We start from the raw sequence: 15,921 nt of genomic DNA on the forward strand, positions 1-15,921 counted from the left end.
CTCATATGAATTCTCCTTGGTTTTTGTTTAGTCGCATTTACATTATACCATAGATTTATATGAGCTGTCTTTTTTTATTTAACTGTTGCACTTGATAGTATAACTCACCCTTTAACAAGAAAATCCGTTCTCTTTTGAGAACGGATTTTCTTTTAGGATTACTTACTAAAATCGTTACTTTTTCTCCGGCTTCGATATCATTTACTTCACAAAAACGTACATTTGCGTTTTAAACGCAACTTCGTTTTGTGAAGTAAACGGAACCGGTCTAAAAACTTGATTTTCTATTCCTTTTGACCGTATTTTTTTCTCAATTCTTCTATCTCGATTTTCTTGCTTTGTTTTCAAATGCTTAATCCACCAAAAACGGCACGATAAAAATGCTACACCACTTAAGGTCAAAAAACCGGCAAAAATAAAGTAAGGACCCCTGGAAATTGGATCATCATTATTGTAGGAAACAAATGTCTTTCCGTCCACTATTACTTCTTCTGCATAATCAGGGAATAATAAAAAACGATTTCTGCTCCACTTTATCGTCGCCTTTGTATTTTCAACAAAAACATTCCTAATGTTATCGCAATCAAAATCGCCTGTTAAATTATATGCTTCTCCATTTAGTGTGTAAATTTGGTATACATTTCCACCACGACCGTGACTTACGGTTAAACGAGAAATAACAATATTCTTTTCGTTTAATTCGTTATATTTGGGTTCAGGAAATAAGTCTGGAAGAAAATAAATAAAAGCAGCCAATAAAACAAGCAAAGAAAAAGTAATAATCGAAACAATCGTCATTCTTTTAAATTTCGCATTACTAATACGCTTCACCTTATCACCGCCTTGGGTTTAGTATAGCAGAAAACCGTTTGTAAATCAAGGTGAAGCCTTGTATGTAATCACGGCAACGCCGTGATTGTAATCCACTGTAGGTGGTATGTAATCAATCCGAAGGGAATACACCTGCGGTGATGCCATACCGTTTGCACTGCAAACGAATTACATACGCCTAACGGCGATTACATACCAATCCTTCGGATTGGATAAAAAAAGAACGAAGATTTCTCTTCGTTCTTTTTTTGGAGCTGTTAACCGGGATTGAACCGGTGACCTCGTCCTTACCAAGGACGCACTCTACCTACTGAGCTATAACAGCATTTTTTCAACGCCTGTATATTATAGCACATTGTAAAACCGATTTCAATACCTTTTTTATATTTTTTTATCTTCTCTAAGAGTTTTTCTTAAAATAAGAGAATAGGAAATGGCGACAACACAAATAATCACCGATGTAAATATATTTACAGCATCACCCATAGCTGTTTCGTTGGTGAAAGCACTTGTAGCATTTACAAGGCTGTGGGCCGCTATGCAGGGAAAAAGGCTTCTTCCTCTATGAAAAATAATTACAAAAAGATAGCCCACTGCTATTGCGTAAAAGATTTGACATATTGTTGCAACAAGTAAAGCACCGCTGCCGTTTACAAGATTTACAATATGCCCTATTCCAAAGGTTATGCTTGATACTGCCACTGCAACTTTAAGATTATCCTTTGCCATAGCTTTAAACAGAAAGCCTCTGAAAATAAGCTCCTCTAAAAATCCGACACATATCATACTGCCTATATAAAAAATTGTTTCTGTTACAGGCATATTTATTCTGATGCCAAACCAAAAATTAACACTTACTAAAATCACAAGAGGAATATAAAATAAATATTTTGATGCTTTAAACGGTGTTTTGCAAAAGCCGTATTCTGACAGCAGATTATTTTTCTTAATAAAAATAAAGGCAGACAGCGACATAATTATATGAACAACAAGGGTTAAAGCTTTAGCAATTCCCAAGCTTTCGGAAAGTCCGTCTGCAACACTTGTGATTACAACATAAGCAATTATCCAGACAAGCGAAAACCATAGCTGGCTTTTTTCATATAGCTTTTTCATACTGCTTCTCCTAATCAAAAGCGGCAAGGAGAAACCTTACCGCTTAATTTAAAACATCTTTTTCTTTATTAAAACTATTGCACTTACAACAGTTGCCACTACAGAAAGAACTACGGGGAACCAGAAATGTTCTCTGAAAGGAAGCCAGGTAGTATTCATTCCGTAAAAGCTTGCAATCATAGTGGGGATTGCCATAAGAATTGTAATAGAGGTAAGACGCTTCATAACAATATTCAGATTATTTGAAATAACCGATGCAAAAGCATCCATTGTTCCGCTAAGAATGTTACTGTAAATATTGGACATTTCAATAGCCTGTTTAATTTCTATAAGTACGTCCTCAAGAATATCCTGGTCCTCTTCGTAAAGCTTTATAATTCTGCCTCTGAGAATTTTCTCAAGAGTAACCTCATTTGATTTGAGAGAGGTTGAAAAGAACACAAGGGATTTTTCCAAATCGAGAAGCTGAATAAGCTCCTTATTTTTCATAGAACGGTGAAGCTGCTTTTCAATGTAATTGGAAAGCTTATCTATTTGCTTAAGGTAATGAAGAAATCTCGTGGCAACTCTGAGCAATAAAAGCAATACAAATCTTGTTTTTAAAGCTGTATTGGTACTTTTAACAATACCGTCTGTAAAATCGCTGATAACGGTTGTCTGCTTAAGACATACTGTTATAATATGCTCCTTAGTGATTATGATACCCAAAGGAATAGTTCCGTATTTTACAGTGCCCGCTTCTTCCTTTTCCATAACGGGAGCATCGACTATAATAAGAGTCTGATTATCCTCACTGTCAATATGAGAGCTTTCCTCTTCGTCCAACGCTGACTTTAAAAAGCCAGTGTCAAGGCCAAGCTCAGTTGTTAAAAACGCTATTTCTCTCTCGTCAGGACTTGTAACGTTTATCCAACAGTCTTTTTCAATAGAATTGAGTTTTTCGATTTTTGAACCGATAGTTTTGTAATATGCAATCATTTCAGCTTCTCAGGGGTACAAAAGCCCCGCTCCTTTCTTTTTTTGAAACCGGCGCTCATTTTCAGAGCGCAACTGCATATTATGCCTACGCTCTGCTTTAGCTTATTAAGTTTCTACTGTAATAATCTGCCGCGTCAGGCACAACTATCCCTCCATTTTTAATCAAATAACATAAAGTCTTTTATCATTATACACCCTAAAAAATCAAATTGCAACCTCATATTATAAATTTTAGTTAAAAAACGGCGAAAATCACAATTTTTCAACTCAAAAAGGGGGTATAAAGTGCAAAAACAGAGATTATCATTTAAAATCTCTGTTTTTCATTCTTTTTCATTTGTGCTTTTCTTTGTCGGTACATTCGCTGCATTTGTTGCAATTTCCGCAACAGCCGCCTTTTTTTCTGTTTTTTACAGTTGAATAAATCGCAAAGCCTATAGCAACCAAAACAACAATTAAAACAATTACATCTAAAGCTTTCATTTAACCAATCACCAAGACAGCTATATTATATATTACATATGCTACTATCCACGCAATTACGCACTGAGAAATAACTACTCCCAAGGTTTTAAGCTTCGAGCCTAATTCTCTTTTGATAGTTGCAACCGCTGCAACGCAAGGGGTATAGAGCAACGTAAATGTCAAAAAGCTTATTGCCGATGCTGTGGTAAAAAGCTGAGGCAATATATTTTTAAGCTCTGAAATTCCCGTATTTGTAAGAACGCCCAAGGTGCTGACAACAGCTTCTTTAGCTGAAAAGCCTGTAATGAGAGCTGTTGTTATTCGCCAATCGGCAAAGCCTAAGGGTACAAATAAAGGTGAAATAAACTGTCCTATTGCGGCAAGCAGACTTTGAGAGCTGTCAGTAACAAAATTAAGTCTTACATCAAAGGCTCCCAAAAACCATATTATAACCGTAGCTATAAAAATAACAGTAAAGGCTTTATAAATAAAATCCTTTGCCTTTTCCCACATAAGTATAATAACGCTTTTCAAGGAAAAAAGACGGTAATTGGGAAGCTCCATAACAAAGGGAACAGGCTTTCCCTTAAAGGCTGTTTTATTGAGAACAAAAGCAACTGCTGTTCCCACCGCCATACCGCCTAAATAAAGGCACATCATAACCAAAGCCGCACTTTTTGGGAAAAACGCCGCACAAAAAACTGTATAGATAGGAATTTTTGCAGAACAGCTCATAAACGGAGTCAGAAGTATAGTCATTTTTCTGTCTCTGTTGCTGGGCAAGGTTCTCGTTGCCATTATTGCAGGTACAGAACAGCCAAAGCCTATAATCATAGGTACAAAGCTTTTTCCCGAAAGTCCTATTCCTCTTAAAAGTCTGTCCATTACAAAGGCAATTCGTGCCATATAGCCTGTATCCTCAAGTATAGACAAAAAGAAAAACAGCACTACTATAAGAGGCAGGAAGGAAAGCACGCTTCCCACTCCCGCAAAAACGCCGTCTATAATCAGACTGTGAATTACCTCATTTATTCCGTAATTTGTCAAGATATTGTCAACTATTCCTGTCAGCCACTCTACCCCTGCTGACAGTAAATCAGAAAGGAAGCTTCCTACAACATCAAAGGTAAGCTTAAAAATAAGCAGCATTATTACAAAAAAGATAGGAAGCGCCGCATATTTATTGGTAAGTATCTTATCTATTTTAACGCTTCTTATATGCTCCTTACTCTCTTTTACTTTAACAACGGTTTTACGGCAGACATTTTCAATAAAGGTATAGCGCATATCGGCAAGAGCCGCATTTTTATCAAGACCGCTTTCGTTTTCCATATCGGAAACAGCGTGATTAAGCGTATGTATTTCTTTTTGGTCAAGCTTTAGCTTCTGAGCAATATCGTCGTCGCCCTCTATAAGACGTGTAGCCGCAAATCTTGAAGGGATATTGAGCTTTTCAGCGTGGTCCTCAATAAGATGGGAAACAGCGTGAATACAGCGGTGAACAGGTCCTGAAGAACAAAAATCATAAACCTTGGGAAGCTGTTTATTTTTTGCAACCTCCAAAGCGCAAACAACAAGCTCTGAAACACCTTCATTTTTAACAGCTGAAATAGGAACAACGGGAACTCCTAAAAGTCTTGATAGCTCCGAAACGTTTATTGTTCCGCCGTTACCCTTTACCTCATCCATCATATTTAAAGCTAATACTGTAGGAGTTTTAAGCTCTAAAAGCTGTAAAGAAAGATATAAATTTCTCTCTAAATTTGTAGCATCTACAATATTTATTATGGCATCGGGCTTATTGTTTATAATATAATCCCTTGTAATAATCTCTTCACTTGAATAAGGGCGTATTGAATAAATACCCGGCAAATCAACTACAGTTGCATCCTTAGTGTTTTTGATTTTTCCTTTTTTCAAATCAACAGTTACACCAGGAAAATTTCCGACGTGCTGATTTGAGCCTGTCAAAGCATTAAAAAGAGTCGTTTTCCCGCTGTTTTGATTGCCTACTAACGCAAAATTCATATATCAGTTTCTCCCGTTTATTTTTCAATCTCAATTTCAATAAGCCTTGCATCTTCAAGCCTTAAGGTAACCTCATACCCTCTTACTCTTATCTCTATCGGGTCGCCCAGAGGCGCTCTCTTAATGACCTGTACTTTAGTTTTCGGAATTATTCCCATATCGAGCAAACGAAGTCTCAACGGTCCTTCTCCGCCGACTTTTGTAATAATTGCATTCTTCTTTTGCTCTAATTTATCTAATGTCATAATCAGTCTCCTTCGTCGGTTAGCTACAACTAACTATCAAGTTATCATATTTCCCTGTTTTTGTCAATAATTCAAGCAAAATTTTTTATTATTTTCTTTATTAAAAACGAAGAAAACATTTGAAAAACGCTTTTATATATGATACAATATAAAAAGGATTAAAATGATGCAAAAAAAGGGAGAGTTTCAATGAATCAGGTTTACAGAATTTATGTTGAAAAAATGAAGGATTATGCCGCACAGGCTGACAGCGTTTTTTCTGATTTAAAAGAAAACTTAAAATTAGAAGGCTTAAAGTCTTTACGTCTTATAAACAGATATGATGTGCAGGGCTTAAATAAAGATGATTTTGACAAGGCAAGGGATATTGTTTTTTCCGAGCCTCAGGTAGATGTTACATATGAAAAGCTTCCCCAGGGTGAGTTTGTCTTTGCCGTTGAGTATTTACCCGGTCAGTTTGACCAGCGTGCTGACTCTTGTGCACACTGTATTTCTCTTTTAACAGGTAAAGAGCCCCCTATTGTCAGAAGCGCTACAGTATATATTTTAAGCGGTGATATCAAGGGTAAGGAGGAGCAAATCAAAGCTTATCTTATAAACCCCGTAGAAAGCCGTGAGGCTTCTTTGGCTACTGCTGAGGACTTACAGCAAAATTTTGAAACTCCCACCACTGTTGAAACTCTTGACGGCTTTATTGCTCTTGACAGAAACGGTCTTGCGGATTTTGTCGAAAAATATGCTTTGGCTATGGATATTGACGATATCGAATTTTGCCAGAACTATTTTAAAAATGACGAAAAGCGTGACCCCACAATTTCCGAAATCCGTATGATAGATACTTATTGGTCCGACCACTGCCGTCATACAACCTTTTTAACTCAGATTGAAAATGTTGATATTGAGCCCGATTACGTTAAAGAAGTATATGACTCATATTTACAATTAAGAAATCCCGTAAAGCCTCAGTGCCTTATGGATATGGCTGTTTTTGCCGCAAAGCATCTTAAAAAGCAAGGTCTTTTAAATGACCTTGACGAAAGCGAAGAAATCAACGCTTGCAGTGTTAAAGTAACTATTGAGGTGGACGGTGAGCCTCAGCAGTGGCTTCTTATGTTCAAGAACGAAACCCACAATCACCCCACCGAGATTGAGCCATTCGGCGGCGCTGCGACCTGCTTGGGCGGAGCTATAAGAGACCCGCTTTCAGGTCGCTCCTATGTATATCAGGCTATGCGTATTACAGGCGCTTCCGACCCGAGAAAAACAGTTGAAGAAACAATTCCCGGAAAGCTTCCTCAAAGAAAAATCACTTTGGGTGCGGCTTCTGGCTATTCCTCTTACGGTAACCAGATAGGTCTTGCTACAGGCTTTGTAAAAGAGCTTTATCACGATGGATATACTGCAAAAAGAATGGAAATAGGCGCTGTTATGGGCGCTGCTCCCTGTGAAAACGTTGTAAGACTTGTTCCTTCACCCGGAGATGTAGTTATTCTTTTGGGCGGTGCTACAGGCCGTGACGGTTGCGGCGGTGCTACAGGCTCTTCCAAATCACACACTAAAGAATCCATTACAACCTGCGGCGCAGAGGTTCAAAAAGGAAATGCGCCCGAGGAAAGAAAGCTTCAGAGACTTTTCAGAAATCCCGAAGCTACAAAGCTTATTAAACGCTGTAACGACTTCGGTGCAGGCGGTGTTTCCGTTGCTATCGGAGAATTGGCTGACGGTCTTTTAATCAACCTTAATGCTGTTCCCAAAAAATACGAGGGCCTTACAGGTACAGAGCTTGCAATTTCCGAATCTCAGGAAAGAATGGCAGTTGTAATTGCTGCTGAGGATGTTGATAAATTTATCTCTCTTGCAAACTCTGAAAACCTAAATGCTCAGCAGGTAGCTGTTGTAACCGAAGAGCCTCGTCTTGAAATGGAATTTTACGGAAAGAGAATTGTAAGCATTTCCCGTGAATTCTTAAATTCAAACGGCGCTGAAAAGCATACAAGCGTTAAAGTTCCTGCAAGGGACATTGAAAATATTTTAACTCCCGAGCTTCCCGAGGGTAATTTAAGTGAAAAATGGCTTAAAACTCTTGAAAAGCTTAACGTTTGCTCTCAGAGAGGTCTTGTAGAGAGATTTGACAGCACTATCGGCGCAGGCACTGTACTTATGCCTTACGGCGGTAAATATATGCAGACAGAAAGTCAGTATATGGCTGCAAAGCTTCCCGTTCTTAACGGAACTACAGACGATTGCTCTATGATGGCTTACGGCTTTGACCCCGTTCTTTCTTCAAAAAGCCCCTTCCACGGAGCTGCTTTTGCAGTTGTTGAATCCGTTTCCAAGCTTGTTGCTGCAGGCGGTAACCTTGATAAAATGTGGCTTACCTTCCAGGAATATTTCCCCCGTACCAAGAATGACCCTGAGCGTTGGGGACTTCCCTTTGAAGCACTGCTTGGCTCTATACAGGCACAGCTGGGACTTTCTTTAGGCTCTATCGGAGGAAAGGACAGTATGTCCGGTACCTTTGAGGATATTGATGTTCCTCCTACACTAACCTCTTTTGCTGTAAGTGTTTACAAGGCTTCTAAGATTGTAACCAATGATTTCAAAAAGGCAGGAAGCAAGGTTTATCTGTTAAGAGCTCCTCTTGATAAAAACAGTCTTCCTGAGTACAGTAAGCTTAAAGAAATGTACAGAGAGCTTAAAGCCCTTATAGATGACGGCAAGATTTTATCAACCTTTGCGCTTACCTCAGGCGGTCTTTGCGAAGCTATTTCAAAAATGAGCTTCGGAAACAAAATCGGCTTTGAAGGCAACCTCAATGAAAAAGATATCTTTGACAGTCTGTTTGGCTCAATAGTTATTGAAAGTGATGCAGAGCTTAACTTTGAATTGATAGGTAAAACTATTGACAAGCCCGTTATTTTAGTAAACGGCTGTGAAATTGATTTGAATAACGCTTGCGATGTATGGTGCAAGCCTCTTGAAAAGGTATTCCCCACAAAAGCAAAAACAGAGCCCAAGCTTGTAGAAGCAATAAGCTTTAACGGCAGAAGCGCTCAATCTCCCGCAATCAAATGTGCAAAGCCTACCGTTGTTATTCCTGTATTCCCCGGCACAAACTGTGAATACGATACAGCAAGAGCTTTTGAAAAAGCAGGTGCACAGGCTAAAATAATCGTTATAAGAAACCGCAACGAAGCTGATATAAGTGATTCTGTGGAAGAGCTTTACAAGGCTATCTCCCAAGCTCAGATAGTTATGCTTCCCGGTGGCTTCTCAGGCGGTGACGAGCCTGACGGTTCAGGTAAATTTATCGCAACCTTCTTCAGAAACGAAAAAATCTCTTACGCTGTAAGCGAGCTTTTGGAAAGCCGTGACGGACTTATGTTAGGTATCTGTAACGGTTTCCAGGCACTTATTAAATTAGGTCTTGTTCCCTTTGGAAAAATCGTTCCTATGACCGATAAATGTCCTACACTTACATTTAACGAAATAAGCCGTCACCAATCCGCCATTGTAAGAACAAGAGTTTCCAGCACTCTTTCTCCTTGGCTTTCCGGCGTAAATGTAGGAGATGTTTTTGAGGTTCCGATTTCTCACGGAGAAGGCCGTTTTGTAGCCAATGACGAGGTTCTTGCAGCGCTTAAGGCTAACGGACAAATAGCAACACAATACGTTGATTTAAACGGAAATCCCACAATGGATATCTTCCATAACCCCAATGCTTCAATGCTTGCTATAGAGGGTATCACCTCTGCAGACGGAAGAGTATTCGGTAAAATGGGACATAGCGAAAGAACAGGCGCTAACCTGTATAGAAACATTTACGGAAACTTTGATATTAAAATCTTCGAAAGTGGCGTAAAATATTTTAAATAGTCCGTTGAAAACGTAATTTTAGTGTCCGACGTTAATCAACGTCGGACACTTTTCTTTTAGGTGAAAAAATGAAAAGAATTGTTTCTTTTACCCTTGTAATATTATTGCTTTTTCTGTTTGTAAGCTGTAATAATGGTGATAGCGGTATGCAAAGCTCTGAAATATCTCAAGCCTTGCAATCCTCAGAAATAAGCTCAGAGGTATCCCAGCCCTCCTCAGAAGAGTCAAAGGTACAACCTCAGCCTTCTTCCTCTTCCCCCTCATCATCTTCACAGGCAAGACCTGATTATGTTTTTACAGAGGAAGATTTATATTATAATCTTATGCTTGATTTTCCTTCCGACAACGGCTACAGCCTGACAAATAAGCCCGAGTTTTCCTGGACAGATATAGGTGCAAAAAGCTACACCTTTTATTTATACGAAAAAAGCGAAAGCTCTTTCAAGCTGTTAAAAAAGCAAAGTAACATCAAAACTGCGAAATATAAGCTTGATTTTGATTTAGTTTTAGGAAGAACATATTGTTGGAAAGTAGAAGCTTTTAAAAACAACAAAACTATAAAGCATGTAAATTCAACTGAAGCAGGTGCTTGTTTTATGACTGTAAAAAGAATTGAAGACGGAAAAAATTATAAATTTGACAAGGTTATTTCACAGGATGTCCTTAAAAACTATCTTGCAAAATCAATCACCCTATCCTTGCTTTCAATATTTCACGATACATATGACGAGGATATAAGATTGATTTTGAATACAGGCGCAAAATATATAAGCCGTGCGGCAATACCGTGGATTCCCGAAACAAACTACGATAAGGCTGTTTCAGAATATCGTAAGGTAATAGATAAGGTACACGAAATTGACCCTGATATAGTTTTTGAAACCTGTATTTTTGAAACGGTAGATGCAAGCTGTAAGCAAGTGGCAATTCCTGCTTGGGTATTTGAAGCTTTCGGACAAAAGCCCGAAAACAGAACATTTTCCTATGAAAAAATGCTTTTCCCAAACGGTGAATATGTGAATTATTGGAAAAACAAATTATCAGTTCCCGATATAACTCAATTAGAAACACAGATGTATTTCTATTACAGAGCGTGTCAATATATTGACGCAGGCTTTGAAGCAATACACTGGGGACAGGTAATGCTTATAGGCAAATATGATAAAAATCACGCTTGCTACAGCAGACTTATAAATATGGTGCGTGAGTATGCCACAAAGAATGCAAGAAGGCATTTTGTTTTCAACAATGCTCATACTCACGGCATGGTAGGTCCCGACGGCGTTTTACTTTTTGATTTTCACGCATTCCCAATGAGAGGCGTTGCCGAAGATGGCTCTGTCGACCACGCACCCACCGAGCAAAATCCTCAAAAGGTTGTTTTTAAAGTAAACCATCTTGACTCTATCTATAAAAGAAGCTTAGGCGGAAAAACCTACAGCGGTTGGAGCTGCGAAAGTCTGCCCTATTTTGTAGAAATAGATAATTTCTGGCCGGGAGACAAAAAATATCTCAATATGGCACATCCCCCTGCAACATCGTGGATGGTTTGCGGTGTATGGGGCTTGGATGATATAAGCTGGTTTGCAAATCAGCCTGCCTCTTACAGACATAAATGGCTTGAATACGCATACAACTGGGTTAAAGAAACAGACCCTGCAGGAAGACTGTGTATGGTAGGAAGCAGAGGTGCTTATATTATGTCAAGGGATATTTATGATAATTACTTTGCCCACGACAACTCTCTTACCTCCTACGGCTTCGGCGACGAAGCTAAAATAAAAGAAATCTGGTCAAAGGCTTAAATGAAAAGATAGTGTTATAGAAAAAGAGCAGACATTTTACGTGTCTGCTCTTTGTGTATTTATATATGTAACTTGCACTATTCTTTTGTTACCAATTAAATTCTCTTGCCATTTCTGCAAGACAAGCAGACAAAGCAATCATCTGATGCTGATTATCCAACTCTTTTATAGCTTTGCACAAATCACGTATTGCTTTAACTGCATTTGCAACCTCTTCATTTTGCTTGGCTTGATATTGTAATTGCTCTATTTGACGATAATATTGCAAATTTACATATTGCGGATTGAACATTTGGTTGTAAAAAGTATTCATATTATATCTCCTTTCGCTATTCTTTAACTATGAAACCAATCCTATTCGGCTTTCTATTAGGTTCTTCTTTTTTTATTGATAATAACATAAAACTCAGTTGAGAAATATGCTGAATGAGTTGTGCTTTCTGTCCGTTACAAAATCCATAGAAAAATAAGACATCTGGATTTTGATATCCAATGTTTGTTACCTGCATAATCATCTGTGAACCAAAAGAAGTTAACTGAACCATTACATCATATTCTTCTGATAATTCACTTTGAAATGCCTCTATTTCTTCTTTTAGTATTTCATATTTAAAATCTGCACAAGTATAGTCTCTACTAATGACAGTTATTCCGTCCCCTGTCGTAAACATTTTTTTGTTTATGTGTTTTGTTTTTTGCATACACAAATTATCTCCTTTATACATAATTTTACTTTTGTGTCAACTCTTGATACATCTTCATAAGCTCTGCTACGCACTCGGATTCGGTGTTGAGCTTGCCCCAGAAGCCGTATGCACGCATAACGGCTTTGTCATTTTCTTGATGTGCTTTGCGAAGCTCGGGCGGCATAGCAACCTCATCATATAAATCGGCAAGTGAACAATCGGGATAGAGTGCACGGGCATCAAGAATTGCCTGAGCCGTTTTTTCAATAGCTGCCTTTTGCTCCTCGGTAGGCGTCGGCCACGGAAAATTGTTATACACAATATCTTTAGAATAACGATACCCGTTACCTAATCTGCCACACACTTGTCTAACCCACGCCATATGAACATTTGAGGTAAGTATGCCAAAATGATACATCTTTGCTTCAGGTATTATTTTCACTAAATTACTACATAAAATATCAGGAGTTAAAAAGCCAATAGGTATATATCTTCTGCTTTGAGTTGAAACCTCTGGTATAACAATATATTCCTCATTAGGCATATTTTCAGTTTGAAAACGAGTAGGTGTATCTGCCAGCTTTAATGTGGATTTTCTATTGCTCGAAAGACGAAATTTTCTAACTGCTTCAACCCTTTTCATACATTCAGGCATTTTACGCAATTCATTTGGAGGACACTCTCCAAGCCATAAACAATATCTGAAATATCTTTTGATAAATTCGTCAGAGCCTATCCAAGGCTTAAAATATTTTTCAGAACACGGCTCTTTTTGTATAAAGCTTTCCATTTCTTCTTTTTTAAACAGATAAAAGCCGCCATCAATTGGCTGATTTCCTATTCCTATTTTAGGTATATCGCAAATTGGATTAGTCCTGCTTTCGATAAAAATATTTTCTGCATCTACTAAATAAGCATTAATGTTTTTTGCTTTATTAAATCTTTCTCCGTCATAAATAAATTTATCTTTATATCCAATAAAGCTAAAACCAATGATAACACAAAATACCGCTGCTGTTTTCTTAGCTTCATTACTCCAACGGAATGTACGGTGAGCAAAATCAATATGTATACCAGTTTCAAACAAAGGCTTCCACAGAATTGCCACACTTTCGCCTTGTGAAACAGAGTTTGTAGAAACAAGCGCTGTTCTGATGCTTGTTCCTCGCATCAATTCTGTTGCCTTTTTATACCAACAGGCAACATAGTCAAGATTTCCTGCGTTCTTCCATTTTGCACCGAAAACAGAAAGGAGATCGTCCTTTTGCTCCTTGTTCATAAGACGAGCGCCTACAAAAGGCGGGTTGCCCATTATGTAATTGAGCTTATTCTTAGGAACAACGCTTTCCCAATCTATACGAAGAGCGTTACCTTCGACAATATGTGCGTTTGTTTTAAGAGGCAAAAATTCAAGGTTTTGATGAACGATTTCTTCTGTTTCCTTCATCATCTGACTTTCAGCTATCCAAAGTGCAGTTTTTGCAACGGTTACTGCAAAGTCATTTATCTCTATTCCGTAAAACTGATTGATAGAAACCTTTATAACGTCTCCGAAATCAAAAAGTATTTGGCCTTTTGTAATTTCTTCTAATGCTTCATTTTCCAAACGGCGAAGAGAAATATAGGTTTCTGTCAGGAAATTGCCCGAGCCGCAGGCGGGATCAAAAAAGGTAAGGCTGCCAAGCTTTTTACAAAAATCATTAATTTTTGTTTCTTTTGTTTTAGCTACCTTAATTTCCTTAATTTCGGCAAGCTCGGCACGCAGTTCGTCAAGAAACAATGGGTCTATTACCTTATGTATATTTTCAATAGAAGTATAGTGCATACCTCCGCTGCGGCGGGTTTCGGGATTCAAGGTGCTTTCAAATACGGCGCCGAAGATAGTGGGACTGATATCGCTCCAATCAAAGTCCTCACTTGCATTACGAAGAATTAAATTGCGGATTTCATCATTCATTTGCGGAATTTCGATATTTTCATCGGCAAACAAGCCGCCGTTTACATACGGAAAAGCGGCAAGCTGCTCCTCTTCATAAGGGTCTCGGTCTTCAATTTTTGTATCAAGTATTTTAAACAGCTCAAGTAAAGCCTTTCGCATATCACGGGCAGAGAAAGACTTAATATAATTATGGAATTTAGAATGTCCGCCGAATATACCCGCATCCTCTGCATAAAGGCAAAAAACCAATCTGACAATTAACTTATTAAGACTTTTAAGAGTTTCGTCATTTTCGGGATTGTGATATTGCTTTAAAATTTCATCGTACAGCTCACCTACAATTTTGCCCGCTTCCAATGAAATCTTTTCTTCACGTTTTATGTTTTCATCTCCTGTATCTACAAGGAACATAAGACGGTAATATTCTTTAGCAAGGTCTTTTACAAAAATTTGCTCAGGCTCGCCGTTAGGCTTTTCCATATCGTAAACAAGAAATTCTTCAAAATTACAGGTAATTATCCAGCGAGGGCGTTGCGAATACGGCAAAACGGCAGAATAACGCTGTGCCTGTTGAAAAGGAGTAAGTAAGGAGCCGTCTGACTGCTTAATAGCTTTTCGTAAATCTTTGTTACGGCCTTTCTGTTCAATAAGTACATGGGTTGACGGAATAAAACCGTCAATAAAGCTTGTATGGTCAAGGCGCACCTGTTCCTCAAAGGTAATAAACTTTTCGGGCGCTTCTACCCCTAAGACATCACGAAGAAGAGAAAGCCAAAACGGCTGACTTTCGCCCTTTTCATATCCTCTGTCTTTCCAATATTCAGCAAATGTCTTCGCCGCTACACGACGCTCTGTATCCTTCATAAATTTTCTCCTTATCCAACTCCGAAATACTCATCAAACCGCTTGTCGATATATTTCTTCATAATGATTGTAGTTTAATTTTATATTCGCCCACTATAATCACCTTGCAATTTATTTCAAACTCTCATTGTTTGGAAAAACTAAGCTATTCATTAAGAAACTTTATTGCTTTATGGTATTTAGCCTCTCGTTCTAAATCTTTATCAGTAACAACATCTAAGCGAGAGGTGTCGCTATTATGCTTTAAATCAGCAAGCTTAACCTTTTTAGCTATTGGATTTAACTTGATATTCGCAACGTAATCCATATATGCAACATTATCATCGTGAGTTAAAGCAGAAATAGCCTCAATAATTTCATCACCAAAGCCCATATCTCTTAAATCCTGCAAAGTATAGTCTGTATCCTCTACAACATCGTGAAGCAAGGCAACAACGGTAGTAGCTTCGTCTTCCATTTGTTCAGCCAAATGAAAAGGATGGAAAACATAGGGCAATCCGCTCTTATCGCATTGATTTTTATGTGCTTCAAAGCACAATTTCAATGCCTTTTTTGTCTTTTGAGTGTATATCATAAAACAGCCTCCTTAATACAGCAATAATAAATCTCTCTTTATGCTAAGCATACTAAAAACACTATACCTGTCAAGTGTCAAAGAAATAAAAAACCGATAACCCTTTTCAAAGTATATAAAAAATTGACACACTTATCATTTTTTTATATAATACTAATAGAACCATTCTTTCTTCCCCCGACCGGTGTAGAGCGCCCTAAGGCTTGGAAGCGAGTATGGTTCTATTTTTCATATCGTATATAGCATAAATTATTATTTTAGATAGAAAAAAGGACTTCTTAAAAAGAAGTCCTTTTTGTGTGCCGGCATCGTCCTATCTTACCGGGCAGTCTCCCGCCAAGTATTTTCGGCACCGATAAGCTTAACTACCGTGTTCGGAATGGGAACGGGTGGGACCTTATCGTCATAGACACCGACTAAAATATATATCAAGAGTTTCCTCTTAATAGCAACTATGGTGACCCGTAGGAGAATCGAACTCCTGTTTTCGGCGTGAGAGGCCGACGTCTTAACC

12 protein-coding genes, 1 tRNA gene and 1 rRNA gene are annotated in these 15,921 nt (G+C 38.2%); 2 read left to right on the forward strand and 12 right to left on the reverse strand.

All coding sequences use genetic code 11. From position 1 onward, the window contains the following. Positions 1-201 precede the first annotated feature (201 nt). The 7 genes from E7480_07850 to E7480_07880 form a co-directional block, all read right to left on the reverse strand. The gene (locus E7480_07850; protein MBE6904503.1) at positions 202-831 is read right to left on the reverse strand and encodes a hypothetical protein; all 630 of its coding nucleotides are present in this window, start codon (positions 829-831) and stop codon (positions 202-204) included. A gap of 249 nt (positions 832-1,080) precedes the next feature. Next, a tRNA-Thr gene (locus E7480_07855) sits at positions 1,081-1,156 on the reverse strand. 56 nt (positions 1,157-1,212) lie between these two features. After that, the gene (locus E7480_07860) at positions 1,213-1,947 is read right to left on the reverse strand and encodes a CPBP family intramembrane metalloprotease (GenBank protein MBE6904504.1); all 735 of its coding nucleotides are present in this window, start codon (positions 1,945-1,947) and stop codon (positions 1,213-1,215) included. A gap of 48 nt (positions 1,948-1,995) precedes the next feature. Then, positions 1,996-2,925, reverse strand: a complete 930-nt coding sequence (locus E7480_07865; protein ID MBE6904505.1) for a magnesium transporter CorA family protein — start codon at positions 2,923-2,925, stop codon at positions 1,996-1,998. A 333-nt stretch (positions 2,926-3,258) separates the two neighbouring features. Continuing rightward, on the reverse strand, positions 3,259-3,408 hold the full coding sequence (locus tag E7480_07870; protein MBE6904506.1) for a FeoB-associated Cys-rich membrane protein: 150 nt from the start codon (positions 3,406-3,408) through the stop codon (positions 3,259-3,261). Continuing rightward, a complete protein-coding gene (gene feoB, locus E7480_07875; protein ID MBE6904507.1) occupies positions 3,409-5,418 on the reverse strand; it encodes a ferrous iron transport protein B in 2,010 nt (669 codons plus the stop codon). Between the two features lie 17 nt (positions 5,419-5,435). Further along, positions 5,436-5,663, reverse strand: a complete 228-nt coding sequence (locus E7480_07880; protein ID MBE6904508.1) for a ferrous iron transport protein A — start codon at positions 5,661-5,663, stop codon at positions 5,436-5,438. Positions 5,664-5,852: 189 nt separating this feature from the next. Between E7480_07880 and E7480_07885 the strand changes: the two genes are divergently transcribed. Together E7480_07885 and E7480_07890 are read left to right on the forward strand one after the other, a co-directional pair. Continuing rightward, positions 5,853-9,539: a phosphoribosylformylglycinamidine synthase gene (locus E7480_07885; GenBank protein ID MBE6904509.1), complete on the forward strand. Its 3,687-nt coding sequence runs from the start codon at positions 5,853-5,855 to the stop codon at positions 9,537-9,539. A gap of 68 nt (positions 9,540-9,607) precedes the next feature. Then, a complete protein-coding gene (locus E7480_07890) occupies positions 9,608-11,344 on the forward strand; it encodes a hypothetical protein (GenBank protein MBE6904510.1) in 1,737 nt (578 codons plus the stop codon). Positions 11,345-11,432: 88 nt separating this feature from the next. On the opposite strand, the gene E7480_07895 is transcribed toward E7480_07890, so the two are convergent. The 5 genes from E7480_07895 to rrf all read right to left on the reverse strand — a co-directional run bounded on the left by E7480_07895 (position 11,433) and on the right by rrf (position 15,824). Then, entirely contained in the window at positions 11,433-11,657 is a 225-nt protein-coding gene (locus tag E7480_07895) for a hypothetical protein (GenBank protein ID MBE6904511.1), read from the reverse strand. Positions 11,658-11,673: 16 nt separating this feature from the next. After that, positions 11,674-12,015 (reverse strand): hypothetical protein, encoded by a 342-nt coding sequence (locus tag E7480_07900; GenBank protein MBE6904512.1) that lies wholly within the window; start codon positions 12,013-12,015, stop codon positions 11,674-11,676. Positions 12,016-12,073: 58 nt separating this feature from the next. Further along, complete coding sequence (locus E7480_07905; GenBank protein MBE6904513.1) at positions 12,074-14,833, reverse strand: class I SAM-dependent DNA methyltransferase; 2,760 nt, start codon at positions 14,831-14,833, stop codon at positions 12,074-12,076. Between the two features lie 145 nt (positions 14,834-14,978). Further along, positions 14,979-15,407 (reverse strand): HD domain-containing protein, encoded by a 429-nt coding sequence (locus E7480_07910; protein MBE6904514.1) that lies wholly within the window; start codon positions 15,405-15,407, stop codon positions 14,979-14,981. A 300-nt stretch (positions 15,408-15,707) separates the two neighbouring features. Next, positions 15,708-15,824 (reverse strand): 5S ribosomal RNA (gene rrf, locus E7480_07915). Positions 15,825-15,921: the final 97 nt, after the last annotated feature.

The sequence above is a fragment of the Oscillospiraceae bacterium genome (assembly GCA_015067255.1).
Taxonomy (GTDB): domain Bacteria; phylum Bacillota; class Clostridia; order Oscillospirales; family SIG519; genus SIG519.

What these genes read in the sequence shown, in the direction of transcription:
- E7480_07895 (MBE6904511.1), bottom strand. Translation starts at nt 11,657, where the DNA reads ATGAATACTTTTTACAACCAAATGTTCAATCCGCAATATGTAAATTTG.
- E7480_07870 (MBE6904506.1), bottom strand. Translation starts at nt 3,408, where the DNA reads ATGAAAGCTTTAGATGTAATTGTTTTAATTGTTGTTTTGGTTGCTATA.
- E7480_07910 (MBE6904514.1), bottom strand. Translation starts at nt 15,407, where the DNA reads ATGATATACACTCAAAAGACAAAAAAGGCATTGAAATTGTGCTTTGAA.
- E7480_07885 (MBE6904509.1), top strand. Translation starts at nt 5,853, where the DNA reads ATGAATCAGGTTTACAGAATTTATGTTGAAAAAATGAAGGATTATGCC.
- E7480_07880 (MBE6904508.1), bottom strand. Translation starts at nt 5,663, where the DNA reads ATGACATTAGATAAATTAGAGCAAAAGAAGAATGCAATTATTACAAAA.
- feoB (MBE6904507.1), bottom strand. Translation starts at nt 5,418, where the DNA reads ATGAATTTTGCGTTAGTAGGCAATCAAAACAGCGGGAAAACGACTCTT.
- E7480_07860 (MBE6904504.1), bottom strand. Translation starts at nt 1,947, where the DNA reads ATGAAAAAGCTATATGAAAAAAGCCAGCTATGGTTTTCGCTTGTCTGG.
- E7480_07905 (MBE6904513.1), bottom strand. Translation starts at nt 14,833, where the DNA reads ATGAAGGATACAGAGCGTCGTGTAGCGGCGAAGACATTTGCTGAATAT.
- E7480_07865 (MBE6904505.1), bottom strand. Translation starts at nt 2,925, where the DNA reads ATGATTGCATATTACAAAACTATCGGTTCAAAAATCGAAAAACTCAAT.
- E7480_07900 (MBE6904512.1), bottom strand. Translation starts at nt 12,015, where the DNA reads ATGTTTACGACAGGGGACGGAATAACTGTCATTAGTAGAGACTATACT.
- E7480_07890 (MBE6904510.1), top strand. Translation starts at nt 9,608, where the DNA reads ATGAAAAGAATTGTTTCTTTTACCCTTGTAATATTATTGCTTTTTCTG.